At 43.1% G+C, this 25,928-nt stretch carries 29 protein-coding genes; 3 read left to right on the forward strand and 26 right to left on the reverse strand.

The annotated features are described in order from the left end of the window. Positions 1-132 precede the first annotated feature (132 nt). The 23 genes from JOC78_RS16660 to JOC78_RS16770 all read right to left on the reverse strand — a co-directional run bounded on the left by JOC78_RS16660 (position 133) and on the right by JOC78_RS16770 (position 19,046). Entirely contained in the window at positions 133-972 is an 840-nt protein-coding gene (locus JOC78_RS16660; protein ID WP_204558347.1) for a TlyA family RNA methyltransferase, read from the reverse strand. Positions 973-974: 2 nt separating this feature from the next. Next, the gene (gene dxs, locus JOC78_RS16665) at positions 975-2,867 is read right to left on the reverse strand and encodes a 1-deoxy-D-xylulose-5-phosphate synthase (RefSeq protein WP_204558349.1); all 1,893 of its coding nucleotides are present in this window, start codon (positions 2,865-2,867) and stop codon (positions 975-977) included. Positions 2,868-3,100: 233 nt separating this feature from the next. Beyond that, positions 3,101-3,961, reverse strand: a complete 861-nt coding sequence (locus JOC78_RS16670; RefSeq protein WP_204558419.1) for a polyprenyl synthetase family protein — start codon at positions 3,959-3,961, stop codon at positions 3,101-3,103. 26 nt (positions 3,962-3,987) lie between these two features. After that, entirely contained in the window at positions 3,988-4,215 is a 228-nt protein-coding gene (locus JOC78_RS16675; protein ID WP_204558351.1) for an exodeoxyribonuclease VII small subunit, read from the reverse strand. Next, the gene (gene xseA, locus JOC78_RS16680) at positions 4,205-5,560 is read right to left on the reverse strand and encodes an exodeoxyribonuclease VII large subunit (RefSeq protein WP_204558353.1); all 1,356 of its coding nucleotides are present in this window, start codon (positions 5,558-5,560) and stop codon (positions 4,205-4,207) included. Before xseA ends, JOC78_RS16675 begins: the two co-directional genes overlap by 11 nt. Positions 5,561-5,682: 122 nt before the next feature. After that, entirely contained in the window at positions 5,683-6,543 is an 861-nt protein-coding gene (folD, locus tag JOC78_RS16685; protein WP_204558354.1) for a bifunctional methylenetetrahydrofolate dehydrogenase/methenyltetrahydrofolate cyclohydrolase FolD, read from the reverse strand. Positions 6,544-6,568: 25 nt separating this feature from the next. After that, on the reverse strand, positions 6,569-6,958 hold the full coding sequence (gene nusB, locus JOC78_RS16690; RefSeq protein ID WP_204558356.1) for a transcription antitermination factor NusB: 390 nt from the start codon (positions 6,956-6,958) through the stop codon (positions 6,569-6,571). A 130-nt stretch (positions 6,959-7,088) separates the two neighbouring features. Further along, complete coding sequence (locus tag JOC78_RS16695) at positions 7,089-7,511, reverse strand: Asp23/Gls24 family envelope stress response protein (protein ID WP_204558358.1); 423 nt, start codon at positions 7,509-7,511, stop codon at positions 7,089-7,091. A 26-nt stretch (positions 7,512-7,537) separates the two neighbouring features. Continuing rightward, a complete protein-coding gene (gene accC, locus JOC78_RS16700; RefSeq protein WP_204558360.1) occupies positions 7,538-8,890 on the reverse strand; it encodes an acetyl-CoA carboxylase biotin carboxylase subunit in 1,353 nt (450 codons plus the stop codon). Between the two features lie 12 nt (positions 8,891-8,902). Continuing rightward, positions 8,903-9,409 carry an acetyl-CoA carboxylase biotin carboxyl carrier protein gene (gene accB / locus JOC78_RS16705; protein WP_204558362.1) on the reverse strand — a complete coding sequence of 169 codons (507 nt, stop codon included), beginning with the start codon at positions 9,407-9,409 and terminating at the stop codon, positions 8,903-8,905. Positions 9,410-9,749: 340 nt separating this feature from the next. Beyond that, entirely contained in the window at positions 9,750-10,328 is a 579-nt protein-coding gene (locus JOC78_RS16710; RefSeq protein WP_204558364.1) for a SpoIIIAH-like family protein, read from the reverse strand. Next, the gene (gene spoIIIAG, locus JOC78_RS16715) at positions 10,329-10,979 is read right to left on the reverse strand and encodes a stage III sporulation protein AG (RefSeq protein ID WP_204558366.1); all 651 of its coding nucleotides are present in this window, start codon (positions 10,977-10,979) and stop codon (positions 10,329-10,331) included. Further along, a complete protein-coding gene (spoIIIAF, locus tag JOC78_RS16720) occupies positions 10,972-11,583 on the reverse strand; it encodes a stage III sporulation protein AF (RefSeq protein WP_204558368.1) in 612 nt (203 codons plus the stop codon). The genes spoIIIAG and spoIIIAF overlap by 8 nt, the downstream gene beginning before the upstream one ends. 13 nt (positions 11,584-11,596) lie before the next feature. Further along, on the reverse strand, positions 11,597-12,784 hold the full coding sequence (spoIIIAE, locus tag JOC78_RS16725) for a stage III sporulation protein AE (protein WP_204558370.1): 1,188 nt from the start codon (positions 12,782-12,784) through the stop codon (positions 11,597-11,599). A gap of 25 nt (positions 12,785-12,809) precedes the next feature. After that, complete coding sequence (gene spoIIIAD / locus JOC78_RS16730) at positions 12,810-13,196, reverse strand: stage III sporulation protein AD (RefSeq protein WP_204558420.1); 387 nt, start codon at positions 13,194-13,196, stop codon at positions 12,810-12,812. 21 nt (positions 13,197-13,217) lie between these two features. Then, positions 13,218-13,421 carry a stage III sporulation protein AC gene (gene spoIIIAC / locus JOC78_RS16735; protein WP_204558371.1) on the reverse strand — a complete coding sequence of 68 codons (204 nt, stop codon included), beginning with the start codon at positions 13,419-13,421 and terminating at the stop codon, positions 13,218-13,220. A 49-nt stretch (positions 13,422-13,470) separates the two neighbouring features. Beyond that, positions 13,471-13,983: a stage III sporulation protein SpoIIIAB gene (spoIIIAB, locus tag JOC78_RS16740; RefSeq protein WP_204558372.1), complete on the reverse strand. Its 513-nt coding sequence runs from the start codon at positions 13,981-13,983 to the stop codon at positions 13,471-13,473. Then, positions 13,980-14,903 (reverse strand): stage III sporulation protein AA, encoded by a 924-nt coding sequence (gene spoIIIAA / locus JOC78_RS16745; RefSeq protein ID WP_204558373.1) that lies wholly within the window; start codon positions 14,901-14,903, stop codon positions 13,980-13,982. The genes spoIIIAB and spoIIIAA overlap by 4 nt, the downstream gene beginning before the upstream one ends. Positions 14,904-15,058: 155 nt before the next feature. After that, positions 15,059-16,213 (reverse strand): acyl-CoA dehydrogenase family protein, encoded by a 1,155-nt coding sequence (locus JOC78_RS16750; protein WP_204558374.1) that lies wholly within the window; start codon positions 16,211-16,213, stop codon positions 15,059-15,061. A gap of 175 nt (positions 16,214-16,388) precedes the next feature. Continuing rightward, on the reverse strand, positions 16,389-16,946 hold the full coding sequence (gene efp / locus JOC78_RS16755; protein ID WP_204558375.1) for an elongation factor P: 558 nt from the start codon (positions 16,944-16,946) through the stop codon (positions 16,389-16,391). A gap of 22 nt (positions 16,947-16,968) precedes the next feature. Further along, complete coding sequence (locus JOC78_RS16760) at positions 16,969-18,030, reverse strand: M24 family metallopeptidase (RefSeq protein WP_204558376.1); 1,062 nt, start codon at positions 18,028-18,030, stop codon at positions 16,969-16,971. Between the two features lie 20 nt (positions 18,031-18,050). Continuing rightward, positions 18,051-18,476: a type II 3-dehydroquinate dehydratase gene (gene aroQ / locus JOC78_RS16765; protein WP_204558378.1), complete on the reverse strand. Its 426-nt coding sequence runs from the start codon at positions 18,474-18,476 to the stop codon at positions 18,051-18,053. A 57-nt stretch (positions 18,477-18,533) separates the two neighbouring features. After that, complete coding sequence (locus JOC78_RS16770) at positions 18,534-19,046, reverse strand: YqhR family membrane protein (RefSeq protein WP_204558379.1); 513 nt, start codon at positions 19,044-19,046, stop codon at positions 18,534-18,536. A gap of 210 nt (positions 19,047-19,256) precedes the next feature. On the opposite strand from JOC78_RS16770, the gene JOC78_RS16775 reads away from it, so the two are divergent. Together JOC78_RS16775 and JOC78_RS16780 are read left to right on the forward strand one after the other, a co-directional pair. Further along, positions 19,257-20,201, forward strand: coding sequence for a DUF1385 domain-containing protein (locus JOC78_RS16775; RefSeq protein ID WP_204558381.1), 945 nt, complete (start codon positions 19,257-19,259; stop codon positions 20,199-20,201). A 46-nt stretch (positions 20,202-20,247) separates the two neighbouring features. Then, a complete protein-coding gene (locus tag JOC78_RS16780; RefSeq protein WP_239587249.1) occupies positions 20,248-20,598 on the forward strand; it encodes an SA1362 family protein in 351 nt (116 codons plus the stop codon). 5 nt (positions 20,599-20,603) lie between these two features. Here the strand turns inward: JOC78_RS16780 and JOC78_RS16785 are convergent, their stop codons facing one another. The 3 genes from JOC78_RS16785 to JOC78_RS16795 all read right to left on the reverse strand — a co-directional run bounded on the left by JOC78_RS16785 (position 20,604) and on the right by JOC78_RS16795 (position 25,277). Then, entirely contained in the window at positions 20,604-21,479 is an 876-nt protein-coding gene (locus tag JOC78_RS16785; RefSeq protein WP_204558385.1) for a patatin-like phospholipase family protein, read from the reverse strand. A 124-nt stretch (positions 21,480-21,603) separates the two neighbouring features. Continuing rightward, a complete protein-coding gene (locus tag JOC78_RS16790) occupies positions 21,604-24,165 on the reverse strand; it encodes a vitamin B12-dependent ribonucleotide reductase (RefSeq protein WP_204558387.1) in 2,562 nt (853 codons plus the stop codon). Positions 24,166-24,440: 275 nt separating this feature from the next. Further along, positions 24,441-25,277 (reverse strand): lipoate--protein ligase family protein, encoded by an 837-nt coding sequence (locus tag JOC78_RS16795; protein WP_204558389.1) that lies wholly within the window; start codon positions 25,275-25,277, stop codon positions 24,441-24,443. A 256-nt stretch (positions 25,278-25,533) separates the two neighbouring features. On the opposite strand from JOC78_RS16795, the gene JOC78_RS16800 reads away from it, so the two are divergent. Next, the gene (locus JOC78_RS16800; RefSeq protein WP_204558392.1) at positions 25,534-25,908 is read left to right on the forward strand and encodes a rhodanese-like domain-containing protein; all 375 of its coding nucleotides are present in this window, start codon (positions 25,534-25,536) and stop codon (positions 25,906-25,908) included. The last annotated feature ends 20 nt before the right edge of the window (positions 25,909-25,928 follow it).

The raw sequence follows: 25,928 nt of genomic DNA on the forward strand, positions 1-25,928 counted from the left end.
ACCACGGACACCCTTGCGTTAAGCTAACCGCTACTTCTGCCTTCACAGTTCGGGACTCTCACCCTATAGATTACACCCATGCCGGGCACACTAGAAAAAGCTATTCCATTCGAGATGAAATAGCTTTTACCTTTAAGAGTTCTTTTTCTGCTTCAGTTCTTCGTGAGCCGTAGACACCACATCTTCGGGTGTGAAGACTAGCTCATTTTTTCCTGGCTCTTCCTTGTGGCCTGGCCAATTTAAATGAATGAGAAATTCAATATTTCCATCTCCGCCCGTGATTGGCGAAAAGGAAAGATTTTTTATATCATAGCCAAGTGTTAATGATAAATCCATAATCTTTTCAATGACCGCTTGGTGGATCTTCGGATCACGGACAATGCCCTTTTTGCCGACTTGATCTTTTCCCGCTTCAAACTGCGGCTTTATTAAAGCAATTACATCACTGTTTGGCACAAGCAACGTTTTGAGCACAGGCAAAATGAGCGAAAGAGAGATAAAAGATACATCAATGGTCGCAAAGTCTGGCATTCCATTCTCAAGATCAGCTGGAGTGACATACCGGAAATTTGTTCTTTCCATTACCGTCACGCGTTCATCCTGGCGAAGTTTCCAGGCTAACTGGTTGTAGCCTACATCCAGTGCGTAAGAAGTCTTCGCTCCATTTTGGAGAGCACAATCCGTGAATCCGCCGGTAGAAGATCCAATGTCGATCATAATCTTATCTTTTACTTCCACATCAAATTCATTTAGTGCCTTCTCAAGCTTTAATCCGCCTCGGCTGACATATCGCAGCGTATTTCCTTTGATTTGAAGCGGTGCATCTTCAGGAATTTTTTCTCCCGGTTTGTCCAGCCGCTCTTCGTTAGAATACACGAGGCCAGCCATCACGGCCCGCTTCGCTTTTTCCCTTGTTTCAATTAATCCGCGTTCTACAAGTAATACATCTATTCGTTCTTTCTTTACTTTCATTCTTATGCTCTTTTCTGTTTTTTTGGTATGATATTGGCCAGTATTCTAACTGCTTCCTCTTTCGTCAAGTCAATTTCCGCGAGCAGCTGATTTACACTGCCATGTTCCACAAATTTATCCGGTATTCCCATGCACTCAACCACAGATGAATGGCATCCATGCGCATGAGCAAATTCGATAACCGCACTGCCGAAACCGCCTTGCAGCACCGCTTCTTCAATGGTTAAGATCGGCATATTGGCTTTTAAAAGAGGCAAAAGGATATCCGCATCTAATGGCTTAATAAAGCGTGCGTTGATGACTTTGACAGACAATCCACGCGCTTCCATTTCTTCTGCAGCATCCATCGCCATAGGAATAGTCGTACCGAAAGTTAAAATGGCTGCGTCACTGCCTTCCTTCAACACTTCCCATGTGCCAATCGGAATTTCTTTCAGCTCTTCATCCATTTTGACACCTAAGCCATTGCCGCGTGGAAATCTCATGGCAATCGGACCGTCGTCATAGGATAGCGCCGTTTTCACCATGTGCTGGCCTTCATTCTCATCTTTCGGCATCATGAGCACCATGTTAGGCAGATGCCTTAAAAATGCGATATCAAATACCCCTTGATGCGTTTCTCCGTCCGCTCCGACGAGTCCTGCACGGTCAACCCCGATAAATACATTCAAGTTTGCCCGGCATATATCGTGAACCACTTGATCATAGGCCCGCTGTAAGAACGTAGAGTAAATGGCAAGAAATGGTTTCATCCCTTGTGTAGCCAGTCCTGCCGCCACGGTTGCGGCATGCTGTTCGGCGATCCCTACATCAAACATTCGTTCCGGAAATTCTTCTGCAAATCCCAAAAGCTTAGAGCCCACTGGCATTGCGGGAGTTAGCGCCACAACCCGCTTGTCCGTCCGAGCAACCTCTCTAACGGTTTCACTGACAAGCGCACTCCAAGCTGGAGGCTGGTTTGCCGGCTTGATAATATCGCCCGTTTCCATTTTATATGGGCCCGTCCCATGCCATGTTCCTTTTTTATCTAATTCAGCAGGCTGAAATCCTTTGCCTTTTTTAGTAATCACATGAATAAGAACAGGTCCTTCAGTTTTCTTCGCATACTGAAGATGTTCTTGAAGCTCTTCAAAATTATGCCCATCGATTGGACCGAGGTAAGTGAAGCCCAATTCTTCAAAGAACATGCCAGATACAAATAAATATTTTAAGCTGTCTTTCAGCCGTTCAGCTGTCTGGGCCATTTTTCCGCCAACCGCCGGAATCTTTTTCAGGAAAGACTCGAGTTCATCTTTCACCCAATTATATTTTCCTGCCGTGCGCAAGCGTCCAAGCACATGATGAAGCGCGCCGACATTCGGGGCAATAGACATTTCGTTATCATTTAATATCACAATCATATTCGTCTTTTCATGGCCGATATGGTTGAGCGCTTCTAAGGCCATTCCGCCTGTTAACGCACCATCGCCAATTACGGGAATAATATGTGTATCCTCTTGCTTCAAATCTCTCGCAATCGCCATGCCCATTGCAGCGGAAAGTGAAGTCGAGCTATGCCCCGTTTCCCAGACATCATGCTCACTTTCTGCCGTTTTAGGAAAACCGCATAACCCTTTATACTGTCTCAATGTATCAAATTGATCAGCCCGGCCAGTTAGGATTTTATGGACATAAGACTGATGTCCGACATCCCATAATATTTTATCCGCTGGACTGTTAAAACAACGGTGCAAAGCGATAGTCAATTCAACTACCCCAAGGTTGGGTCCAATATGCCCGCCCGTTTTAGATAGCTTCTCAATTAAAAATTGTCTGATGTCTGCACTTAATTCATTCAATTCATCCAAAGACAATTCTTTTAAAAAAGAAGGCTCTTTAATGGATAAAAGATCCAATAGGATCACTCACTTTCATTACTGTGTCATTTAATTAGTTGTCTCTATTATAACGTTTGATCTATTTTACTCAACATTCTGTACGTTCATTAAAAGGTTTAAACGGACATTTTCTAAGACATGTGGAAAAAGAGCCGCTAACACTGAGCGTGATAACGGCGCTTTTTCCACAAAATAGTATAGTCATTATAACATATGAAGCTAAATCCAACAATTTAAGCCAATATCTGTGTTTATTGATCTCTTGTTGCTATTAATTCCGCCAGCTGCCGCAGCAGCGGAACATCCATATTCAGTTCATCCATCGCTTGTTGAGCAAGCAGGAGATGTTCATTCAGCTTTTCTTTCGCACCTTCCATCGTGAGAAGTGCAGGGTATGTACTTTTTTGATTCGATTCATCACTGCCGACGCGCTTGCCAATCTTCTCTTCCGTTCCCTCAATATCTAAAATATCGTCTTGGATTTGAAAAGCAAGACCAATATGGTGGGCATACTTTTTTAAGCAGTTCAGCTGGTGCTGGTCGGCTCCTGAAATCAGCGCGCCAGCCATTACACTGTAAGCAAGCAAGCGACCGGTTTTATTGACATGGATATATTCAAGCTCAGAAAGCGTGAGTGATTTATTTTCCCCTTCAAGATCAGCCACCTGGCCGCCTACCATCCCGAGAGGCCCGGACGCTTCTGAAAACCATTGGATCAATTGCACTTTCAATTCACTGCTGTAATAAGGCGATTGGGCAATCACTTGAAAGGCATACGTCAGCAAGGCATCCCCAGCTAAGATCGCAATGGCTTCGCCAAAGACTTTATGGTTTGTTGGCTTGCCTCTTCGCAAATCATCATCATCCATGCTTGGAAGGTCATCATGAATCAAAGAGTAGGTATGCACCATTTCGAGCGCTATGGCAGCAGGGAGACCCTTCTTCGTATCTTGATGAAAAGAAGCCATTACGGCAAACAGCAGCATGGGGCGTATTCTTTTCCCTCCTGCCTGCAAGGAATAATCCATCGCTTGTTTTAATGTTTCCGGCGTATGAAGATCTGCGATGGACTGTTTCAGTTCATGATCTAGGAGTAAGGCATGCTCTTTCATAAAATCGGTTAAATTCAACCCCACCTCTACTCCCCCTCACCAATGTTGAAATCTTCTTCTCCATTGTCCGTCATTAGCTTAACCATCTGTTCTTCTGCAGATTTAAGCTTTTCATGGCAAAAGGCAGATAACTCCATTCCTTTTTGATAATAGCTTAATGCTTCTTCTAGCGGGACATCTCCTTCTTCAAGCTTCGTCACGATGACTTCAAGTTGATCCATGGCTTCTTCAAACGTTAATTCTTTATTTTTCATCCTTATTCACCTCAATTGTTTGCACTTGGCAGTTCATGCTGCCATCTGTCATTTGAACGGTAATCGAATCACCGGTCTTTACTTGTTTTGCTGACTTTAAGAGCTTGTGGCTGTCCTGATACACTAAACTATATCCCCGCTCCATAATCGTCAGCGGACTTAAGGCGTGCAGCACCGACATCTTTTGCCTAAATGCATCCTCTTTATATTTTATCCTCACTTTCATCTCTTTCGTCAATAGTTGAGCTGTCCGGTTCAAGCGTTCTTTCGCCAGATTCAGCTGTTGACCTGGGTGATTTCGATGCAAGCGGGCTGTGATTTGATCAAGACTGCTTTTGGTTTGTTTCATATAGATAAGCTGTTCTCTAGTTAATTGATCCGTCATGCGGTCAAGTTTTTCAGCCTGCTGACGGTACAATGATTGCGGGTTCCTCATGATATAAGTGTTCTTTGCATGATCGAGTCTCTTTCTTTCTCGCTGCAATTTTTCAGACATCGCTCGTATCGTTCTCATTTTTCTCGTTCCGACTCTTTCAAGCACCTCTTCTAGATGGGGAACCGCTATTTCTGCTGCGCCTGTCGGTGTCGGAGCGCGCCTGTCGGCGACAAAGTCTGCAATGGTGAAATCTGTTTCATGACCAACAGCAGAGATGACCGGAAGATGAGACGCACGAATGGCTCTTGCTACTTGCTCTTCATTGAAGGCCCACAGCTCTTCTATGGAGCCTCCGCCCCGGCCCACAATTAACACATCTGCCTGATTATCGGCATTGGCTTTTTGGATCGCGGATACGACAGATGGCGCCGCCTGATCTCCTTGAACGAGGGCTGGATAGATGAGCAGTTTGGCAAGAGGGTAGCGGCGCTTTATGGTCGTGATGACATCTTTCACTGCTGCGCCTGTCGGAGAAGTGATCACCGCGACTGCTTTAGGATATCGCGGCAGCGGTCGCTTTAACTGTTCTGCGAAGAGTCCTTCCTTCTCAAGCTTTTGTTTTAATTGCTCATATGCGAGATAAAGCGCTCCTACTCCATCTGGCTGCATGTCATGAACATACAACTGGTATTGGCCGCCGGCTTCATACACAGTCACGTCCGCTTTAGCCAGCACTTCCATGCCGTTTTCGGGCTGAAACTTCAGTGAGCGGTTAGCCGACGCAAACATCACGCCCAGAATGCGGGCATGCTGATCTTTTAATGTGAAATACATATGCCCGCTTGAATGTCTTTTCACATTCGAAAGCTCCCCTTTAACAAGCACATTGGTCAAATGAGGATCGGCATCAAATTTTCTTTTTATGTATTTGGTTAAAGCTTTTACAGTTAAGTAGCGCTCGATATCCATATACTCCACCTTTTCTGATTAAAGCTAAAAAGCTGTCTTTCCATTATAACTTAGAAAGACAGCTTTTAATATTCTTGGTTGCTGCTAAAGTTCAGCTCAACTATTCATGGACGAAATGTTTCTCAAAAAACAGCTTTTGCCGCATGAAGCTTGGCAGATTTCACTGTGTTAAAAAGAAGCATCGTAATCGTCATAGGGCCTACGCCTCCAGGTACAGGCGTGATTCTTCCTGCTACTTCTTTCGCGCTTTCAAAATCGACGTCTCCGCAGAGCTTGCCTTCCTCATCGCGGTTCATGCCGACATCGATCACAATCGCTCCTGGTTTAAAATCGTCTGCTTTAAGGAACTTCGCCTTTCCTACAGCAGCAATCACTACATCTGCTTGTCTAGTGAAGGAAGAAAGATCCTTCGTTTTAGAATGACAAACGGTGACGGTTGCACTTTCTTTTAAAGAGAGCAACGCCGCTGGCTTTCCAACGATATTGCTTCTGCCAACCACGACGACATGTTTTCCTTCTAGTGAAATATTTTCTTTTTCCAGCATTTTAATGATGCCGTACGGCGTACAAGAATAGTAGGCATCCTTGCCGATCGACATTTTCCCGACATTTACCGGGTGAAATCCATCCACATCTTTCAGAGGAGAGATAGCGTCAATTACTTTATCTTCAGAGATATGAGAAGGAAGCGGAAGCTGAACTAAAATGCCATGGATATTGTCATCTTTGTTCAGTTCGTCCACCTTACTCAGCAGCTCAGCTTCTGTCAATTCCGCAGGATAACGATAAATCTCTGAGTGAATGCCAACTTCGGCACATGCTTTATCTTTGTTTCTTACGTAAGTCTGTGAAGCCTGATCTTCTCCAACAAGTATCACCGCAAGCCCGGGCGTCACTCCCTCTTGCTTCAGTTGATTAATCTCTTCTTTTAGTTCTAATCGAATGTCTTTAGCAATTGCTTTTCCATCAATGATTACTGTCATTCGTCAGGCTCCCTTCCATTTACAGTTATTCGATTGTTTCTTTTACTTTAGACAAAATACCATTTATAAACTTGCTGGACTTCTCATCACTGAAGTATTTAGCTAATTCAACCGCTTCATTGATCGCCACTTTGGCAGGCACATCATCGGAATACTTCATTTCATAAATAGCTAATCGCAAAATATTGCGGTCTACTTTCGCTAAACGGTCAAAGGACCATTTTTCTAAGTTAGATTTTATTAATTCATCAATTTCATTTAAATTGTCAGTTGTTCCTGTAATAAGGATCTTCAAATACTCATCAACTGGTTCTCCTTCAAGAACATTCTCTAAGGCATCTTCTGGTGCGGCGCCGCTCATATCCATTTGATAAAGAGCTTGAAGCCCCTTTTCACGTGCTGTACGTCTTTTCATTCGTTTAAACTCCTTCTGCGTTTTGCATTATAAAAAGATAATAGCACATATTGAAAAGGTGGCGCACGGTTCTAATGAAAAAAAACTATATAAATAAAAAAACCAAAGGAAAATTCCTTTGGTTTTTTCATTATGCTTCCGGCAAGTAATCGCTTTCAGTATTTTTTGTTTCGAACTGAATGCCTACTACATGGATATTGACCTCATCTGCCTCTAGCGCTGTCATGTTCAAAAGCGCTTGGCGAATGCTGTCTTGGATTTTTTGAGCTACTGTTGGAATAGATACACCGAATGCGATGACACAGTAAACATCTACTTTGATGCCATCATCTGTTAAGTCGACGCGAACGCCTTTTCCGTGGTTTTTCTTCCCTAGTCGCTCTACCACACCTGAAGCGAAGCTGCCGCGCATTTTTTCTACGCCTTCGACTTCAGAAGCAGCAATCCCGGCAATAACTTCAATTACTTCAGGAGCAATTTCGATTTTGCCTAATCCATTTTCTCCATTGCTCATTTCTAATACTTGGTTCATTACTTGGCTGTTTTCTGCCATAACCAACACCCCCGGATTTTTTATATTTATGATTTCATCACTTCATAAATTTCAAGGAACTTGGTGTTAAAATCTCCTTCAACAAACTTGTCATGTTCAAGCAATTTCAAGTGGAAAGGAATGGTTGTATGAACCCCTTCGATGACAAACTCGCTTAATGCACGCTTCATACGGGCGATCGCTTCTTCGCGAGTTGCACCATACGTGATCAGTTTAGCAATCATAGAATCGTAAAATGGCGGGATCATATATCCTGGATAAGCGGCAGAGTCTACACGCACGCCAAATCCTCCTGGAGGCAGATAAGCTTCAATTCTGCCTGGAGAAGGCATAAAGTTCTTCTCAGGATTTTCCGCATTAATCCGGCACTCAATTGCCCATCCGTTAAACTCCACATCTTCTTGTTGAAGTGTTAATGTTTCACCTGAAGCTACACGAACCTGCTCTTTAATTAAGTCTACGCCTGTTACCATTTCTGTTACAGGATGCTCTACTTGGATTCGTGTATTCATTTCCATGAAATAGAATTTATTGTTAGGTTCATCATATATAAATTCTACCGTACCTGCACCTGTATAATCAACTGCTTGAGCTGCCTTAACAGCTGCATCTCCCATTTGGGCGCGAATGTTTTGATCTAAAGCAGGTGAAGGTGTTTCTTCAAGCAGCTTTTGCATACGGCGCTGAATCGAACAATCACGCTCTCCTAAGTGAATCACATTTCCATGCGTATCAGCAAGGACTTGAATTTCAACATGGCGGAAATCTTCAATAAATTTTTCGATATATACGCCCGGATTTCCAAATGCCGTAGCTGCTTCCTGCTGGGTCATATTGATGCCTTTTTCAAGCTCCTGCTGGTCGCGAGCCACGCGAATACCTTTACCCCCGCCGCCTGCAGTCGCTTTAATAATAACTGGATAACCAAGTTCTGAGGCAATTTTTATGCCTTCTTCGGTGTTCTTGATAATCCCGTCAGATCCTGGCACAATCGGCACGCCTGCTTTTTCCATCGTGTCGCGGGCAACGTCTTTTGTACCCATTTGTGTAATCGCTTCCGGACTTGGGCCGACAAATGTGATGTTGCACTCTCTGCACAATTCTGCAAAGTCAGCATTTTCCGCTAAGAAGCCGTAACCCGGGTGAATGGCCTCACAATTCGTAAGCTTGGCCACACTGATAATATTTGTGAAATTTAAGTAACTATCTTTAGAAGCTGTAGGGCCGATACAGTATGCTTCATCCGCAATCTGAACGTGAAGAGCCTCTTTATCCGCTTCGGAATAGACAGCAACCGTTTCAACTCCCAGTTCTTTGCAGGCGCGGATGATGCGCACAGCAATTTCCCCTCGGTTTGCAATCAATAATTTTTTAATCATTCCGATCTCTCCTTATTCAGGCTTTACTAAAAATAATGGCTGTCCATATTCAACTAATTGGCCGTCTTTAACAAGAATTTCTACGATTTCACCGTCAACTTCTGCTTCAATTTCATTAAATAGCTTCATCGCTTCTACGATGCAGACAACGGAATCGCTAGATACTTTAGATCCTGGTTTCACATATGCCTCTTGGTCAGGGGATGGAGATTGATAGAATGTTCCGACCATTGGAGAAGTGATTTTATGTAAGTTCTCATCACTTGACGCAGCCTTTGGAGCTTCCGGTGCCGGAGCTTCTTGAACCGCTGGTGCTTCTTGTTTCGTTTCAGTATGTACAGGTGCTGCAGCTTGAGTTTCTTTCACTGGCTGAGCTGCCGGCGCTTCAGAAACGGCTGTATAAGTCACTCCTGCATTTTTCTTCATTTTTACTTTGCTTCCTTCGCTTTCAAAGACGAATTCATCGATGTTTGACTGATCCACAAGCTTAATAAGTTCTCTGATTTCTTGTACTTTCATTTCTGACACCCCTTGATTAATTATGACTAACTCTTAATATCTTACGACAATATGTACATAGAATTCAACTTTCACCCTTTGGTTAAATTCTATTCACTTATTCTATCTGTTTTTTAAGAGATTTTAAACATGAAACCCAAAAAATTTTAAATATTTCTTTAATTCACTCCAAGAGACCTATTGTATGTTTGTGTTTTAATCCTAAATGTTTTCAATTCCACCTTAGAAGTTTACAATAATTTTCGTTCACAACCATTTTCCCTGTATTCTTTTAAATAAAGCGGCTTGATCATCTAAAAGGCTGACCCTCATCTTGGGTCAGCCTTTTCGTATTTCGATATTATTTTACCGGCTGGAACTCAACCGCAATCAATTGGTTTTTCCCCAGCTCGTCCGTTGCCAAACGAATGATTTCATTGGCTTTCGCTGCAGAATGATCTTCTGATTTCACGGTAATTTTAATGTTTTCACCGTCAGCGCGAACTAAAGCATCTTGGTAACCTTTAGATTTAATTAACGTTTCTAATACATTTTCTTTCGTTGCAAGCTCTGTCAGTTTTTCCATGCGGTCATAGGCTGTGTTTTTCTCTTCAGCAGGCAAGTCCGCTGACGCTACTTTCGCTGTCAATTCTTCTCTTAATTTATTTCTTTCATCCTGCAGTTCAATGCGAAGCAAATCAAACGCTTCATCACCAGCGGATTCTGTGACAATTTGGGCTTCTTCGTTAAGAGCACCCTTCGTTTCTTTCAGCGCTTCCCCGTCTTTTGCTTCTGTGCCTGCTTCAGTCGTCAACGCCTCTTTTTCTTTAGAGACCATTTCCGGTGACATCTGCTGTGGTGAAGTAACATAATAGACAGATAGAACGACGACTAAACTCAGCATCGTCAATAGCCATACGGTTTGTTTTTTTAATAGCATTTATAAATCCCCCTTTGATTTTTTCGGCATCACTGCCACTCGGTGACTAGGGACATCTAACCCCCTGGTGACCGCTTCGATGACCCACCTTTTCACTCGAACATTCTCGACCCCTTCAGCTACGACTAATACGCCTCTTATCTTGGGCTTTTTCACTTCTTGTACAACGGGCGCATCGCCATTGCCGCCTTTTACGATTACTAATTCTTCTTCTTTTGTCTGGTCGGCAATTGTTCGTTCTCCACCTTTTTGATCGGTTTCACCTGTCTGCTGAGACTTGACGGTGACGTTCCTTTCAAACACTTTTTTCTCAGAGGCTTCTATGTTGACAACGACCGTTACATTGCTGACGCCAGCCATTTCCTCGAGCGCCGACTTTAATTCCTGTTCATACATAGATTCATAATCTTTCTCCGGCTTGGCTTCCGGTTTCTTTTGTAAACCGAACGTTTCTACATTGTCGGCTGCTTCTGAAAATTCGCTATCAAGAGGTTCGTTTTTCTCCATCACATCACTGATCAGCATAAACATGATTCCAAAAGCAGCGGCAATCACCAGCCATTTTGTTTTGTTAGAAGCCCCTCCTTCGTTATTTTTTTTTGACGGGAACCAGGACTGCAGCCAATCTAGCTTTTTTTTACGATCACTCAAGGCTGTCCCCCTCCTCTATCATTAGAATATTCAACTGTTCCTCTGGAATATTCCACTTTTTTGAAAGAAACGAGACAAGCTCTGGATGAACTTCTTTTTTGCTTTGTGTCTGAACAGATGAATCGATCACAATTTCTTGAATAGCGTTCGGGGCATTCACAGCCTCCCCATTCGACACATAGACATCCACTCGTTTTAAACTTTCTGGAAGCGATTGTTTCCATTGATCTATTTTAATATCAATTCCTGCAATGGTTTGGTTGAATTTTTCTTTCACTTCCGTTTCTGCCATTTCTTTTAAACTCTCCTCACTTTGTTTAACGATCAGCATTTCATTCGTCACTTGCAGGTCAGTCGTCTGTTTCATGATGTGATCATTGAGCTGATTGCCGGAAGATTGCCTTTCTGTCCAGCGCTGAAATTCTGCTCCTACATCAACAGACATTAATTTCCATAGCGGTGACAGCATGACCATCACGAGAAGCAGGCCGAGAACCAGCTTGACGTATTTTTGAAATTCAGATGAGGGCAGCAAAAGGTCAATGACTGCTGCCAAAAGTATAAAAGCGATGACATTTACTATCCAGTCAGAGATGAATCCCATAGGCACACTCCCTTTAACGCACCATCATCGTTAAATTGCTTGCTGCCACCAATATGGCGATCGTTAGTAAAAACATAAAAGACACGATAGACAGTGCAGCAAACACATAAGTCATATTTTTACTGATTAAATCCAGGCATTTGACGACCGTACCGCCTCCGAGCGGCTGCAGAATGGCCGCAGCCACTTTATAAATCAATATCAGCACCAATATTTTTAAAGCAGGGAAAGCCACGATTAAAAACAAAATGCCCGCACCTGCGATCCCCACTGTATTTTTCAGCAATAATGACGCACTCATAACGGTATCCGCTGCTTCTGTAAACAGCTTCCCGATCACTGGGATGAAATTTCCAGCAAAAAATTTAGCCGTTCGGATCGCCAGTCCGTCCGTTACAGCTGCTGCCGTCCCTTGCACGGATATGACAGCCAAATAGACAGCCATAAACGTTCCTAATATCCCCACCCCAGCTGTACGGAGCAGATCTGCAAGGCGGGTCGCTTTATAGTTGTCTGACAGGAGGCTTACAGCTCCAAGCAAAGTAGATAGGAATAACAATGGAAGTACGATCTTCTGCACGAGCACGCCGCTGATATTCATTAAAAACAAGAGCACTGGATGAAAGACGGCTGCGGAAGCAGCTCCTCCTGATGCTGCTAAGAGCGACAGCAATATGGGGAGAAGCGCCACTAAAAACTGAACCATATGATCGACTGCATTCATTGCATACTCCATCGTTAAACGAAAGCTGTTTAAAGCAAGAATAAACAGCACCATCAGCACAACCGCATACGCTGTCTTGCTTACCGTTCCTTCTTCAAATGCATTTTGCAGGGTTTGAAGAAACACGGAAAAGACCGTCAAAAGAATAAGCGATCCCAAAAGCTTCCCGTTCACTGCAAGCTCATGAAAGATGAAATTGACAAACCCCTTGATCCAAGCCCCAATCGAGAAAGGCTCTTCACTTTGAATGAAATCCCATAACGTTTTGCGCTCCGTTTCAGGCAAATAACCCCCATAGGTTTTCAGCATTTTCTCCCAATGCAGCGAGAGCTCGTCCAAGCCCAGTTTCTCAAGCTGTTCTTCGGCGACTTCGTTTATGCCAGAGGTCTGTTCTTCACTTTGCGCCGAGACGTGTGCGCTGTTTACTGCAAAGAAAAGGAAAGCTATCAGTAATATGATCTTCATCCATTGCTGCATCTTGTCCACCACCATTTGAAACTTGTCACTTCCCTGTCAGCATCGATAAAATCGTCTCTATAAGAAGAGACAGAATCGGCACCGCCATTGATAGAATCACAACTTTTCCGGCAAGCTCCATCTTAGCCGCCAGCCCCTCTTGACCCGCATCTTTCGTTATTTGCGCAGCAAACTCCGCAATATAAGCTACGCCGATTATTTTGAGCATCGTCTCCACATAGACAAATTCCACCCCTGCATGTGAAGCCAGCTTTTTAATCATAAAAATAATTTCTGACAGCTTATCTGCTAATACTAAAAAGATTCCAGACCCCACGAACAGCACCAGCAAAAACGCAAATGCCGGCTGCTGCTCTTGCAGCAGAATGACTAAAAAAACAGTAACAAGAACGACTGCAGCTATCTGTACGATTTCAATGGTTTTTCTCCCCCGTCATTGAAATAAAAATACTGATTTAATCTTGTCAAACAATTCCTCTACCACAGTGGCCACAATAAACAAAATATATAGAAATCCAAAAAGCGTGACCCATTGGGCATATTCCTTTTTCCCCACTTGATCTAAGATCGTATGGAGGAAAGCGACCACTAACCCAACTCCGGCAATTTTAAAGATAATATCTACATCTATCCCCATCCTGAGCCCTCCATCTGCCAAATAATAGCTGTTAAACTTAGCCTTTTTCCTAAAATAATAATAGAATCAAGAGCAAGCCCCCCAGCACACTTAGGCTTTTCAGCATGCTTTCATACCGTCTTTGCTTCTCAATGGCTTCTTCCTCACAGCGTTCGATATGAGTAAGAGCTAAAAGAATGTGCTTTTGCTCCGTTTGCCGGTCGTAGCGGCCGAGTGTTTCACCAAATTCAACCAAAATGTCATATTCAGATGGTTTTAAAGCCGTTCTAGGCCAAACGGCTGCGACACTTTGCTTCCACGCTTCTTTCGCGTCCATTTCCGACGTCGTTAACAGTACCGCAAACGAGGAAAAGATGTCTGCAATTGGTGAAGGCAGCCTTTCTGAAAGCTTTCTTGATGATTCGTGAAGCGGGGTATAGCCAAAGACAATTTCTGCCTCAAAGGACTTTAATGCCGACTTCAGCATTCTTAATTGCCTTGGGCGCTCTGATAATTTCCTGGACTGCTCAAGCCCAATCCAAAAGGAAGCAATGAGAATGATACATGCTCCCAGCCATTTCATGTTCCTTTTCCCTTCAGTTCCACCAGGCGCTGTCCGCGATCATTAAAAAGACTGAATCCGCGTCTCCCATCCGGCAAATAAGACAAAACAACAAATCGTTTAAAGGCACCTTCTTCAATAATGGCTTTTAACATCGGCCGTTTCATGACTTCTTCCAGGCTGTTTCCATGAGCGGTAGCCATGAGCTTAATGCCAGAATTTACAGCTTCAGCTACTGCCTGTCCATCCTCTTGACGGCCAATTTCATCGGCTACTAAAATATCTGGACTCATCGAACGGATCATCATCATCATCCCTTCGGCTTTAGGACAGGCATCTAGTACATCGGCCCTCATTCCTACATCTAATTGCGGGATTCCTCTCACGCATCCAGCTATTTCTGATCTCTCATCGATAATCCCCACTTTACGCGGAGGAACAGGAAACGTATCCATTCCGCTTGATGCAATGCGTGCCAGGTCTCGCAGCATGGTTGTCTTGCCCGTTTGAGGGGCTCCGATAATCAGCGTGCTTCTCCACTCTTTTTCAAATAAAAAAGGAAGCAGCGGTTCACTGATGCCAATCTTTTCTCTGGCTACACGTATATTGAAAGAAGACAGGTGGCGAATGGCTTTCACTCGACTGTTTTCAAGAATGACTTTCCCGGCCAAGCCGACTCTGTGCCCTCCCTCAATGGTTATATATCCTCGCCTTAACTCTTCATCAAGAGCGTAAAAAGAATGTTTGCTTAATTTATTGATCAGCGACTGTCCTTCTTCCGGCGTCACAATATGCGGAAGAAAACTAGCCGATTTCGCGATCACTTCTAACGGCTGACCAATTCTCACTCTTATTTCTTCTATCTCATTCCTGGTGGAGGATGGCAGGTTTAGGATAGGGTTTCGAAGAGTTTCCGGCAAATAGGCAAAAATGTTTTCCATTGATCACTCCCCCTTTATTCCTCCCTTTTTATTCAATGTATGCAGATGATTAGGAAATATGATTATGCCGCCTTACTTGCCAAAAGACTTAAAACGATAAAAAAAGCAACAAGTTCAGCCTTATAACAGCTGTTCTTGTTGCTTTTAAGCAGTCCCTATATGGATGTGTGTTGACATTCTTTGATGGCCTGGTCAGCAAGCATCTTCAAAGTAATATCGTCCATTGGCGGGTTATGGAGTCCCGCTCTGACATTTTGATAATACCTGCGCAGCGGATTTTTCTCAGAAAGGCTTCTCGCTCCGACAATTCGCATGGAGAGATCCACCACTTCTATGGCCTGGTTAGTTACAAATGTTTTTACTGCCGCCATTTCTGTTTTGAAATCTTCGTTTGGCAAACGGTCATATTCTTCTGCTACCCTGTAAAGAAATTGCCTGGAAGAGATAAGTTTCATTTCTATCTCGCCTATCAATTGCTGGACATTCGGAAGCTTGCCAATCGGATGGTCGAGACTTGATGGAGTGTAAGATGCCGCAAAACGAACAGCATAGTCCCTTGCAGCGCCAGCAATCCCTAAATAACAGACTGGAATATGCAGCATCCACCCTTTTCTCCGTTTTTTACTTTCCTCATTTATATATTCGATGATGTAATCGGAAGGAATTTCTGCCGCGTCCAAAACTAAATCATGGCTGGCTGTTCCCCTCATTGCTACACTGTCCCATGTTTCTTTGATGGAAACACCTGGCGTATCTCTTGGAATTAACAAAACGGCTGTTTTCTCTTCGATCGAGGCGGTGACAAAAAAGAAGTCTAACATCGGAGACATAGAAGTAAACGTCTTTACACCCGTCACTTGATACGACTTCCCATCCGCTGAGCGCTCGGCTCTCGTACTAAATGCAGCTCCCCTCAAAGGACTTCCCGCATTTCTTTCACTAGAAGCAGCATTGATCAGATGACCCTCTTTAATGGCTTTGGTCAAAAGCGGCACTAGAGCTTTATTCCAGTGGCGGTGTTCACTAAATTCGAGTATCATCCCCATATGCCAACCAATGGAAAGAGCCGTAGATCCGCAGCCTTTCGCTATCTGTTCTTGAAATCGGAGAAACTCTGATAGTGATACACCCGCCTCGCCAAATTCCTTCGGAAGGGTTAAGGTCGTATAATTCATTGATTTTAAATCATTCATATTATCAAAAGGGAAAGAGTTAAGCTCATCAAGCAAATATTCTCTTTCTTGAAATTGCTGCTCCATCCCTTTCAGCTGATTAAGCACGAGATTGTATGTATCATTTTCCCTATTCATGAGATTCGCTTCTCCTTTCCTTGCTGCCAATATCTTTATCGTAGAAAAAAATCATTCAAAACACAATACTTCCGCTCTCAAGGAACATGAATGCCCATTTCGTAAAACACTCTGCTGTTTGCAGGAAAAATAAAAAAGCGGCTCCATAAAAGAGCTCGCTTTTAGCTATGTTTCATTATGCGCGTGAAACGTAAGAACTGTCTGTTGTATTAATAATTAATACATCTCCCTCATTAACGAAGAAAGGAACGTTTACCGTTAAGCCTGTTTCCACAGTCGCAGGTTTCGTGCCGCCAGAAGCAGTGTCGCCTTTAATGCCAGGCTCAGTTTCTGTTACTTTTAATTCTACTGTGTTCGGAAGCTCCACACCTAATGTTTCGCTTTGGTACATCATAATAGATACTTCCATGTTTTCTTTCAAGAACTTCAACTCATATTCAATTTGAGCAGTAGGCAATTCAATTTGCTCATAAGACTCATTGTCCATGAACACATGAAGATCGCCGTTTGCATACAAATATTGCATTCTGCGGTTGTCAATTTGAGCTTTTCCAACTTTTTCACCGGCACGGAATGTTTTTTCTTGAATCGCGCCAGTACGAAGGTTGCGAAGCTTCGAACGTACGAAAGCCGCTCCTTTACCTGGTTTGACGTGCTGGAAGTCCATAACGCGCCAAATGCCGTTATCCACTTCAATTGTTAATCCTGTACGAAAGTCATTTACTGAAATCATTAATTACTTCCTCCTGTATCCCTTATAGAATGATTAAGTCTTTAGTAGAATGCGTGAGTGTTTCGTTCCCATTTTCCGTTATCATTATATCATCTTCTATACGCACGCCGCCAACTCCCGGCAAATAAATACCTGGTTCAACTGTAACAAGCATCCCCGGTTCTAAAACCGTGCCAGAACGGAAAGAAAGCATGGGTCCTTCATGCACCTCAAGTCCAATACCATGACCTGTAGAGTGACCGAAATAATCACCGTATCCTTTTTCTTTGATCAAGTCGCGGGCAATGGCGTCTGCTTGTTTGCCGTCCATGCCTGGGCCAATTTGATCCATGGCTTTCATTTGCGCATCCAATACCACTTGGTAGACCTCTTTCATTTGACTTGCCGGTTCCCCAACCGCCACCGTACGGGTAATATCAGACACATACCCATTATAATAGGCGCCGTAATCAAGTGTGATCATATCGCCTTTTTCGATGACTTTCTCACTGGCTACCCCATGAGGCAGCGCAGAACGTTTGCCTGAAGCGACAATGATATCAAAAGATGAAGAGGTGGCGCCGCACTTTCTCATAAAGAACTCTAGTTCATTTGATACTTCAAGTTCCGTCAAACCTGGCTTGATATAATCTAAAATATGCTTAAATGCCGCATCAGCAATATCAGCAGCCACCTTTAATATCTTAATCTCTGATTCACTCTTAATCAAGCGCAATTTTTCAATTAATCCGCTGACAGGCACCAGTTCTCCTTTTACCTGCGCCTTTAGCATTTCATACGATGCAAAGGTCATATGATCCTTTTCAAACCCCAGCTGCTTAATTCCTAAATCTTCTGATTGTTTAGCTATTTCTTCGTAGATCGAGGCTGTGTGTTTAATCACTTTAAATCCGCCGGCTTGTTTTTCCGCTTGTTCAACATATCTGAAATCAGTGATGAATAAAGCCTGGTCAGCTGAGATCAAAACCGCTCCAGATGATCCTGTGAAGTTTGTTATGTATCTGCGGTTATATGGACTCATGATTAAAAGTCCATCAATGTTTTTTTCTTTCATTTCTATACGAAGTTTATCAAGTGAACTCAAAGTTTCTCTCCCCCTCTAATCTATAAAAATGATTTCATCGCGAGCTCATAGCCGAGCAGTCCAAGGCCGCATATTTGACCGACAGCTACAGGAGCTATGACTGACTGGTGTCGAAATTCTTCGCGCGCATGAATATTGCTGATATGAACTTCAACTACCGGAACGGAAATGGAAGCTACGGCATCCCGAATGGCATAGCTATAGTGAGTAAATGCGCCTGGATTAAAGATAATGCCGCACACTTCCTCATCAGCCGCCTGGTGAATTCGATCGATGAGAGCGCCCTCATGATTAGATTGAAAAACAAGCACTTCTGCCCCTTGCTGCTTCCCTAACTCCATGAGACGCTGCTCTAAATCCTCGAGTGTGTCCGCCCCGTAAATTTCCGGTTCCCTCTTGCCAAGCCTGTTTAAGTTAGGGCCATTTAGCACTAATATTTTTTTCATCTTTCTCCCCTGCCAATCATTTAGTTACACGAACATTCTAACATATTAAAGAGCGGCTTACTTGCTTAACGCCCGCTTTTGCTGTTTTTTTGTGTTTTCCCGAGCTAGTTCATAAGCATAGGAAATGGAATAACCGATAAACAGTCCATACAAAATAAACAAGGACAGAGTCGTTACAAGTGTGTCGGTTTCCATCTTCCTCCAATGAGGCAGCCTCGGCAAAAGGGGATTAAAGGCCAAAAACAGCAGAATCCATAAGACAAAACCAAATAAAATTCCTGCCCACATAGACTTCCTTTTTCTGAACAAAGCATAGTATAATAAAGCTATCCCTAGGGAAATAATTGCGTATGCAGCTAGGGCAGCCACTATTCTCAACCAGCCTTTTTCAAGCATTGGCTGCTGGAGCGGCTTTAAAATTTGATTAGGGTTAAGCTCGATAAAATGAAAGAACCAAGCGAACTCAGCAAACCCTGCAAAAAACAGCCCTCCATATAATCCAATCATGGCCACACTCTTCGTTGAAAAATCAGAATCTTTAGAATTATTTTTACTTTGTTTCTCGTCCATCCGCTATACCTCCGCCTGCTTGTCATAAAGTTTACTCACTGAGCTATTCAGCTTTTATTTTCTCTTAATAAAAGCTAAAATATGTATATCTAAAGAATTAGCTTTCTTTTGATTGAAAAGCGAAGGCTTTTTTCTCACAGATAATTGCTATTTCCTCTTCGAAAACAGCAATCATGTGAAAGATTAGAGCATTATGAAAGAGGGGATCTCATGAGTGATCAAAAGCCTGTATATGGCGGACAAGCAGTAGTTGAAGGCGTGATGTTCGGCGGCAAGCACCATACCGTTACAGCCGTTCGCCGAAAAGACGAATCAATCGAATATTTTCATCTTCCGCGGCAGCCGAAACCCGCACTTCAAACCATTAAAAAGATTCCATTTCTGCGGGGCATTGTCGCGATTCTTGACGCCGCCGCTAATGGTTCCAAACATTTAAACTTTTCTCAAGAAAGATATGATCTGGACCCAAATGAGGAAGGGGAAGCAGAAGAAGCCAGCGAGCCGTCTAAACTTACATTAGTTCTTGGAGTAGCGGCAGTGGGGATTTTGTCCTTTTTATTTGGCAAATTTATTTTTACACTTGTGCCTGTCTTTTTGGCAGAACTGACTCGTCCAGTGTTTTCAAGTGATTTTGCTCAAATCTTAATGGAGGGCGTTTTCAAGCTCATTCTGTTACTAACGTACATTTATCTCATTGCTTTAACTCCTTTGATCAAAAGGGTGTTTCAATATCATGGCGCTGAGCATAAAGTAATTAATGCATATGAAAATGGCCGGTCACTAACAGTCGAACATGTGCAAGCAGAGTCTCGTCTCCATTACCGCTGCGGTTCCAGTTTTATTTTGTTTACTGTTGTAGTTGGGGTGTTTGTCTATATGCTCGTCCCTACTGAACCGCTCTATGTTCGAGTGCTTAACCGTGTGGCATTAATTCCAGTTGTGCTAGGCATTTCTTTTGAAGTGCTGCAACTGACTAATAAATTCCGTCACGTGCCCGTCCTGAAATTTCTTGGGTATCCTGGATTGTGGCTTCAGCTGCTGACAACGAAAGAGCCTTCTAACGATCAAGTGGAAGTGGCGATTGCTTCGTTTGAAAAGCTCTTAAAGTTAGAAAAAAACGCGGAAAAAGGATTAAACACCGAGGAAATTGTCTAATATGTAAGTAATAGCTATATTTATGCTGATTAGGAGGTGGCTTTTTTTGAACACGCGCTCAGTCATTGCCTTTACATTTATTGGACTCGCCGTCATTGGCCTTGTGTCAATGTTACTAAATTCACCGGGAGCTTTGTTTAAGCAGATTGCATTCATGGTCATTGGTGCAGCCGTTCTCTTTTTCATTTTCAGGCTTGTTATGAGAAAGAGAATCGGCGCAAGCCCAGAAGACCGTGCTTTTGCTAAAGCGGCAAAGCAATCAAAAAAACGATACAACACTCAGCAATCTGTCTCCAAAAAACCTGCATCTGTCTTTTCCAAAAAGAAACAAACCCGAAAAAAAACACCCAAACATTTAAAGGTGATTGAAGGAAAAAAGGGAAAGAAATTATCCTGACATCCTTAATACGACCACCGTTTTAAAAATGCTTCCGCGTACTCACGTCCCATATTGATCAGGGCGTGTTTTTTTTCGTCATTTATATTGAAATCTGTCGTACTCGTACCTGTAACCGGCATAAATATAATATTTTTTGCATGTCTTTTTGAAATATACCGCGCATCGTGAGCATCCTTCATCGTTTGGATCAGCGCTCCAAATAAATCTGTCGCTGTCTTCACACAATGTTTAGGGATGGTTGGGGCCTGCGGACTTAATTTCACTCCTAGGATCGGCCGCTTCTTTTTCGCTTCTTCATCAAATAGCCAAATGGGAAAGTTACTTAGAATTCCCCCGTCCACAATTAATGAAAGGCCATGTGGAGATTTCAATTTTACCGGCTGAAAAAAATAAGGCAGTGTACAGCTCATTCGAACCGCCCTGGCGACAGAAAAAGCCTCTGGATTTATTTCGTAATAAGGCAAGTCATCAGGGATTGTCAAAATTCTTGCTTTGGAGATGTCGGAAGTCACGATCTTTAATTTACCCGCGGGCAAATCGCCAAATGTTCGTATGCCTTTTTCGAGCAGCAGGTTCTCGATCCACTGTTCAAGCTTGAGTCCTTTATACATCCCTAATTTATGATACACTCTTAGCCACTTGAATAATGGAAAGTCAAACGGCATCGAATCCAGCAAGCTGCTTATCTCTGTCCTCATAACGATTTCCTTGAGCTCTTTGCTTGTATAGCCGGCTGCGACCAGCGCAGCGATTAAAGCTCCGGCGCTTGTTCCGGCAATCCTGACAAAAGATAAATTCCGCTGTTCAATCGCTTCATACGCCCCAACCAGCGCTAACCCTTTAATGCCCCCTCCAGAAAATACACCATCAATGTTCATCGTCTTCTCCCCTTACCTAAGGACACTGTCCTTAATATATAAGCGGAGAAAACTCGTCCTAGAATCAAAAAAAGATGCCAGTTCCATGAGGAGTTGGCATCTCTTTTTTCGCTGCTTCAATTATTTACAGGCCGCATTTTAACTGCGCGCCGCAGTTCGTGCATGTATTGCATCCGCCTAGTTCTTCCACGGTTCCTTTGCGGCAAACGGGACATGTGTTGCCGACTTCGCTGCCGATCTTTACATTGGTTGAACGGACGTCTTGAATTGTGTCTACAAGAACGACATGATGTTCATGTTCTTTCTTTCGTTCAGGTTCATAGCTTGAAAGATCATTTTCTTCCGCTTTCAGCGTTAACACTTGGGAGTCGCGGCTTCCATCCACATACACGGTTCCGCCTTTCGCTCCGCCTTTGTACAAACGCTCATAGACGCTTTCCACCTGTTCTACGCTATAGCCTTTAGGTGCATTAACTGTTTTAGAAATTGAACTGTCAATCCAGCGCTGGATAACACACTGCACATCTGCATGCGCTTCTGGAGAAAGACTCATCGCTGTCACAAACCACTCAGGAAGAGTCTCGCTGTCTGCTTCAGGATGACGCTCTAAATAATCTTTCACAATATCCGCTTTTACTTCAATAAATTTGCCAAGACGGCCGCTTCGGTAATACGTGAACGAGAAGTATGGCTCAAGACCTGTTGATACTCCAACCATCGTTCCTGTAGAACCTGTCGGGGCAACCGTCAGTAAGTGCGAGTTGCGGATTCCGTTTTCTAGAATCGACTCTCTCACATCTTCAGGCATTTTCTTCATGTAGCCTGTATCAATGAAGGCTTGTCTTAAGCGGTTTGTTTCATCAGTCGTTTCCCCTTCTAGGAACGGGAAGCCGCCTTTTTCTTTCGCCAGTTCAACGGATTCTTTATACGCTGTCACAGCGATTGTTTCGAATACCTGATCGACAAGCTTATTGCCTTCTTCTGATCCGTACTCTTTCTCGCAGTAGATTAATAGATCCGCAAGTCCCATCACACCAAGACCGACACGGCGTTCACCTAATGCTTGCTTTTTATTCTCTTCTAAGAAGTAAGGCGTTGCATCAATGACGTTGTCCTGCATGCGTACACCCACTTCTACGGTGCGTTTCAGCTTATCAAAATCAACCGTTTTCGTTTCTTTATCCGCCATCTCCGCCAAGTTGACAGCCGCTAAGTTACATACAGAGAACGGAGCCAATGGCTGCTCGCCGCATGGGTTTGTCGCTACTACTTGCTGGCCGTATGCTTTCGCGTTCGTCATGTCGTTGGCGTTATCAATAAAGAAAATACCAGGTTCCGCGGAATATGTAGAACAAATGTTAATTAAGTTCCACAGTTCACGCGCTTTAATGGTACGGTACGTGCGAACTTTATAGCCTTGTTTTTCCCACTCTCTTACATCGCCGACTTTATGCCAGTTTTCATTGTAATGCTTCATTTCCTCTGGCGTATACGTTTCAACGGCGGGGAAACGAAGGTCATAATCTGCATCCTTCTCTACCGCATCCATAAAGTCTTTCGTCAGACAGACGGAAATGTTTGCGCCTGTTAAGAATTCAGGGTGGTGCACAGAATACGTGCCGCCCGTTTGCAGCTTTTGTTCCGCATCCTCAATAATTTCAGCAGAGAACCCGCCATAACCAGGAATGTGTTTATAGTTAATGACACCTTGATACATATCCTTTTCGCTTTCACTCAGCGGTTTGAAGTTCAGCTTGTCCTGTGCCGCTTTCTTGATTTGCGGGTCGTTTGTATTTTCAATCAAAAAGCGCAAAATGCGCGGATTTTGCATTTTAGAAATAATAAATTCAATAATATCCGGGTGCCAATCGGAGAGCATAATCATTTGTGCTCCACGTCTTGATCCGCCCTGCTCTACTAAATGAGTCAGCTTCGCAATGTCATCCAGCCAGGAAACCGAACCAGAGGACTTGCCATTTACTCCTTTAGCCAGCGTGTTGCGAGGACGCAATGTCGATCCGTTCGTGCCGACTCCGCCGCCGCGGCTCATAATTTCCATTACTTGTTTTCTGTGTTCGGAAATGCCTTCACGGGAATCTTGGACAAATGGCATTACGTAACAATTAAAGTAAGTGACATCTGTCTCTGCCCCTGCACCGTAAAGTACTCGGCCGGCAGGAATGAAGTTTAGATTAACAAGTTCCTGATAGAATTTCTCAAACCATTCCTTTTGCTTTTCTTCCGTTTTTTCAACAGAAGACAAGCCTCTAGCATTTCTCATAGCAATTTGCTCATAAAATACTTCAAGCGGCTTTTCAATTACATCTAGAGACCGTACGACAATGCCTGTTTCCTGCTCTTTGGAGTCGTCAATCGCACTTCTGTATTCTTCCTCAATTAAGACAGATGCCTTTTTCTCCTGCCAGTCGATGTCCACAATATAACCGACGCCTCTAGCTGGAAACTTTGGATCTTCTTTAATCGTTAAAACGACAAAATCACCCTTCGTTAAAGTGATCTTTTCTGTATCTTTAAATGAATAGCGGTCAATCATCACAAGTCGAGATACACCCTTATGTGTAAGCTTCATATCGGGCGTAACAGGGAACACCTGAGGAAATACGCTAATATCTTTGTTCAGCCTGTCGAAATTGATAGACATATTCTTTTCGGACGCAACAGACATTTTGACAACTCCTTTTCATTAACTTCACTTTTGTTGTTTGCAGTTTCATATACCCACATATTATCATATAAAAACGAAAAAAACACAATATATTGTGTTTTTTCTTTCTTTACCCTCACTATATATTGAGTTAATCTCGCTTTTTTGTCAAATTGAAAAACAGGTGAAAGAATGGGAAAACGGAAGATTTCTTCAGAAAAACAACCAATTTCCGGGAAAATAGATGATTTTTCGAGGTTGCGGATGAGTAGAAACCTATGTTCGCTTTTGCTCAATTACCGCTTATAGTTCCATTCATCCGTTTCATAGCGTTCTCTCATCAGTTTTTCAACATACGCATTCTGTTCATCTGAGAGGCTGAGCGGTTCAAGTTCAATATTCAGACCGTCTTCAAACCCTTTTTTAAAGGCAGTTCTCGCCATATCAAGGGTGATAGGAACAGGGCTGATCTCATTCATCGCTACCGCTTTACTTTTAAATGCTTTTTGCATCCGTTCTTTCACTCGTTCATTGGAATACTTAAACAAGCTGAATAATTTATCTTCATCCAAATCGAGCAGAATGGAACCGTGCTGTAAGATGACTCCCTTTTGCCTCGTTTGTGCGCTTCCTGCCACTTTACGCCCTTCTACAACCAGTTCATACCAGCTTGGTGCATCGAAGCAGACAGACGACCTCGGATTTTTCAAACTGCTTTTCTCTTCTTCCGTTCTTGGTATAGCAAAGTAGGCTTCGAGTCCTAAGTGATGAAAACCTTTGAGAATCCCTTCAGAAATCACTCGGTACGCCTCAGTGACGCTCGCTGGCATTTCCGGATGATCCTCTGAAACGATCACACTATATGTAAGCTCATGCTCGTGCAGCACGCCTCTGCCTCCAGTCGGACGGCGCACAAAGCCCAATTTGTGATGCTTCACTGCTTCAAAATCAATTTCTTTTTCTGCTTTTTGAAAATAGCCGATCGATAAAGCAGCCGGCTCCCATCCGTAAAATCGGATGACCGGAGGGATTAATCCCTTGCTATGCCATTCCAGCAACGCTTCATCCATTGCCATATTATAGGCCGGAGAACACTTGCCGGAATCAATAAACTTCCACACTTCTTTCGCCATATGAACGCCTTCTTTATAAATAATTTACCTCATACAGTCTAACAAATGGCCGCGAAAAAACAAAGCAATAATCCTCTCAAAATAACAATCATCTTAAATGTTTTTTTCTCCCCAATGACTTGGCTGCATTTAGAAAAAAGCAAGTGAAAATTATTCGCACAGAAGAATTTCTTTTTCTCTTTAATTTATTTTGATTCTTCATAAAACCACCGCTATAATAGATAATAGTGCATTGAAACGAGGAGGGATTTATACATTGTTGTACACAATTGCGTTCATCTTAGGCGCCATCATTCTTTATTCCATCTATGTGTATTTTTCTCAAAAGAAAGCCGTAAAGCCGCTTTCTCAAGAAGAATTCATTAAAGGCTACCGTAAAGCACAATTAATCGATGTTCGTGAACCAAACGAATTTGAAGGCGGACATATTTTAGGTGCCCGCAACATCCCGCTTACACAGCTGAAGAACCGTTCAAAAGAAATCCGACAAGATAAGCCTGTTTATCTGTATTGCCAAAGCGGCATGAGAAGCGGACGAGCTGCCCAAACTCTTTATAAAAAAGGGTACCGAGACATTTACCATCTCGAAGGCGGATTTAAAAAATGGACAGGAAAAGTAAAATCCAAATAAAAATGCAGCCCCTCAATGAA

This window comes from Bacillus ectoiniformans (assembly GCF_016908875.1).
Taxonomy (GTDB): domain Bacteria; phylum Bacillota; class Bacilli; order Bacillales; family Domibacillaceae; genus Bacillus_BX; species Bacillus_BX ectoiniformans.

Excerpts from the sequence above, each read along its gene's own strand:
- JOC78_RS16660 (WP_204558347.1), bottom strand. The coding sequence starts at position 972 with ATGAAAGTAAAGAAAGAACGAATAGATGTATTACTTGTAGAACGCGGA.
- JOC78_RS16670 (WP_204558419.1), bottom strand. The coding sequence starts at position 3,961 with ATGAAAGAGCATGCCTTACTCCTAGATCATGAACTGAAACAGTCCATC.
- JOC78_RS16675 (WP_204558351.1), bottom strand. The coding sequence starts at position 4,215 with ATGAAAAATAAAGAATTAACGTTTGAAGAAGCCATGGATCAACTTGAA.
- xseA (WP_204558353.1), bottom strand. The coding sequence starts at position 5,560 with ATGGATATCGAGCGCTACTTAACTGTAAAAGCTTTAACCAAATACATA.
- folD (WP_204558354.1), bottom strand. The coding sequence starts at position 6,543 with ATGACAGTAATCATTGATGGAAAAGCAATTGCTAAAGACATTCGATTA.
- nusB (WP_204558356.1), bottom strand. The coding sequence starts at position 6,958 with ATGAAAAGACGTACAGCACGTGAAAAGGGGCTTCAAGCTCTTTATCAA.
- JOC78_RS16695 (WP_204558358.1), bottom strand. The coding sequence starts at position 7,511 with ATGGCAGAAAACAGCCAAGTAATGAACCAAGTATTAGAAATGAGCAAT.
- accC (WP_204558360.1), bottom strand. The coding sequence starts at position 8,890 with ATGATTAAAAAATTATTGATTGCAAACCGAGGGGAAATTGCTGTGCGC.
- accB (WP_204558362.1), bottom strand. The coding sequence starts at position 9,409 with ATGAAAGTACAAGAAATCAGAGAACTTATTAAGCTTGTGGATCAGTCA.
- JOC78_RS16710 (WP_204558364.1), bottom strand. The coding sequence starts at position 10,328 with ATGCTATTAAAAAAACAAACCGTATGGCTATTGACGATGCTGAGTTTA.
- spoIIIAF (WP_204558368.1), bottom strand. The coding sequence starts at position 11,583 with ATGGGATTCATCTCTGACTGGATAGTAAATGTCATCGCTTTTATACTT.
- spoIIIAE (WP_204558370.1), bottom strand. The coding sequence starts at position 12,784 with ATGCAGCAATGGATGAAGATCATATTACTGATAGCTTTCCTTTTCTTT.
- spoIIIAC (WP_204558371.1), bottom strand. The coding sequence starts at position 13,421 with ATGGGGATAGATGTAGATATTATCTTTAAAATTGCCGGAGTTGGGTTA.
- spoIIIAB (WP_204558372.1), bottom strand. The coding sequence starts at position 13,983 with ATGAAATGGCTGGGAGCATGTATCATTCTCATTGCTTCCTTTTGGATT.
- spoIIIAA (WP_204558373.1), bottom strand. The coding sequence starts at position 14,903 with ATGGAAAACATTTTTGCCTATTTGCCGGAAACTCTTCGAAACCCTATC.
- JOC78_RS16750 (WP_204558374.1), bottom strand. The coding sequence starts at position 16,213 with ATGAATAGGGAAAATGATACATACAATCTCGTGCTTAATCAGCTGAAA.
- efp (WP_204558375.1), bottom strand. The coding sequence starts at position 16,946 with ATGATTTCAGTAAATGACTTTCGTACAGGATTAACAATTGAAGTGGAT.
- aroQ (WP_204558378.1), bottom strand. The coding sequence starts at position 18,476 with ATGAAAAAAATATTAGTGCTAAATGGCCCTAACTTAAACAGGCTTGGC.
- JOC78_RS16770 (WP_204558379.1), bottom strand. The coding sequence starts at position 19,046 with ATGGACGAGAAACAAAGTAAAAATAATTCTAAAGATTCTGATTTTTCA.
- JOC78_RS16775 (WP_204558381.1), top strand. The coding sequence starts at position 19,257 with ATGAGTGATCAAAAGCCTGTATATGGCGGACAAGCAGTAGTTGAAGGC.
- JOC78_RS16785 (WP_204558385.1), bottom strand. The coding sequence starts at position 21,479 with ATGAACATTGATGGTGTATTTTCTGGAGGGGGCATTAAAGGGTTAGCG.
- JOC78_RS16790 (WP_204558387.1), bottom strand. The coding sequence starts at position 24,165 with ATGTCTGTTGCGTCCGAAAAGAATATGTCTATCAATTTCGACAGGCTG.
- JOC78_RS16795 (WP_204558389.1), bottom strand. The coding sequence starts at position 25,277 with ATGGCGAAAGAAGTGTGGAAGTTTATTGATTCCGGCAAGTGTTCTCCG.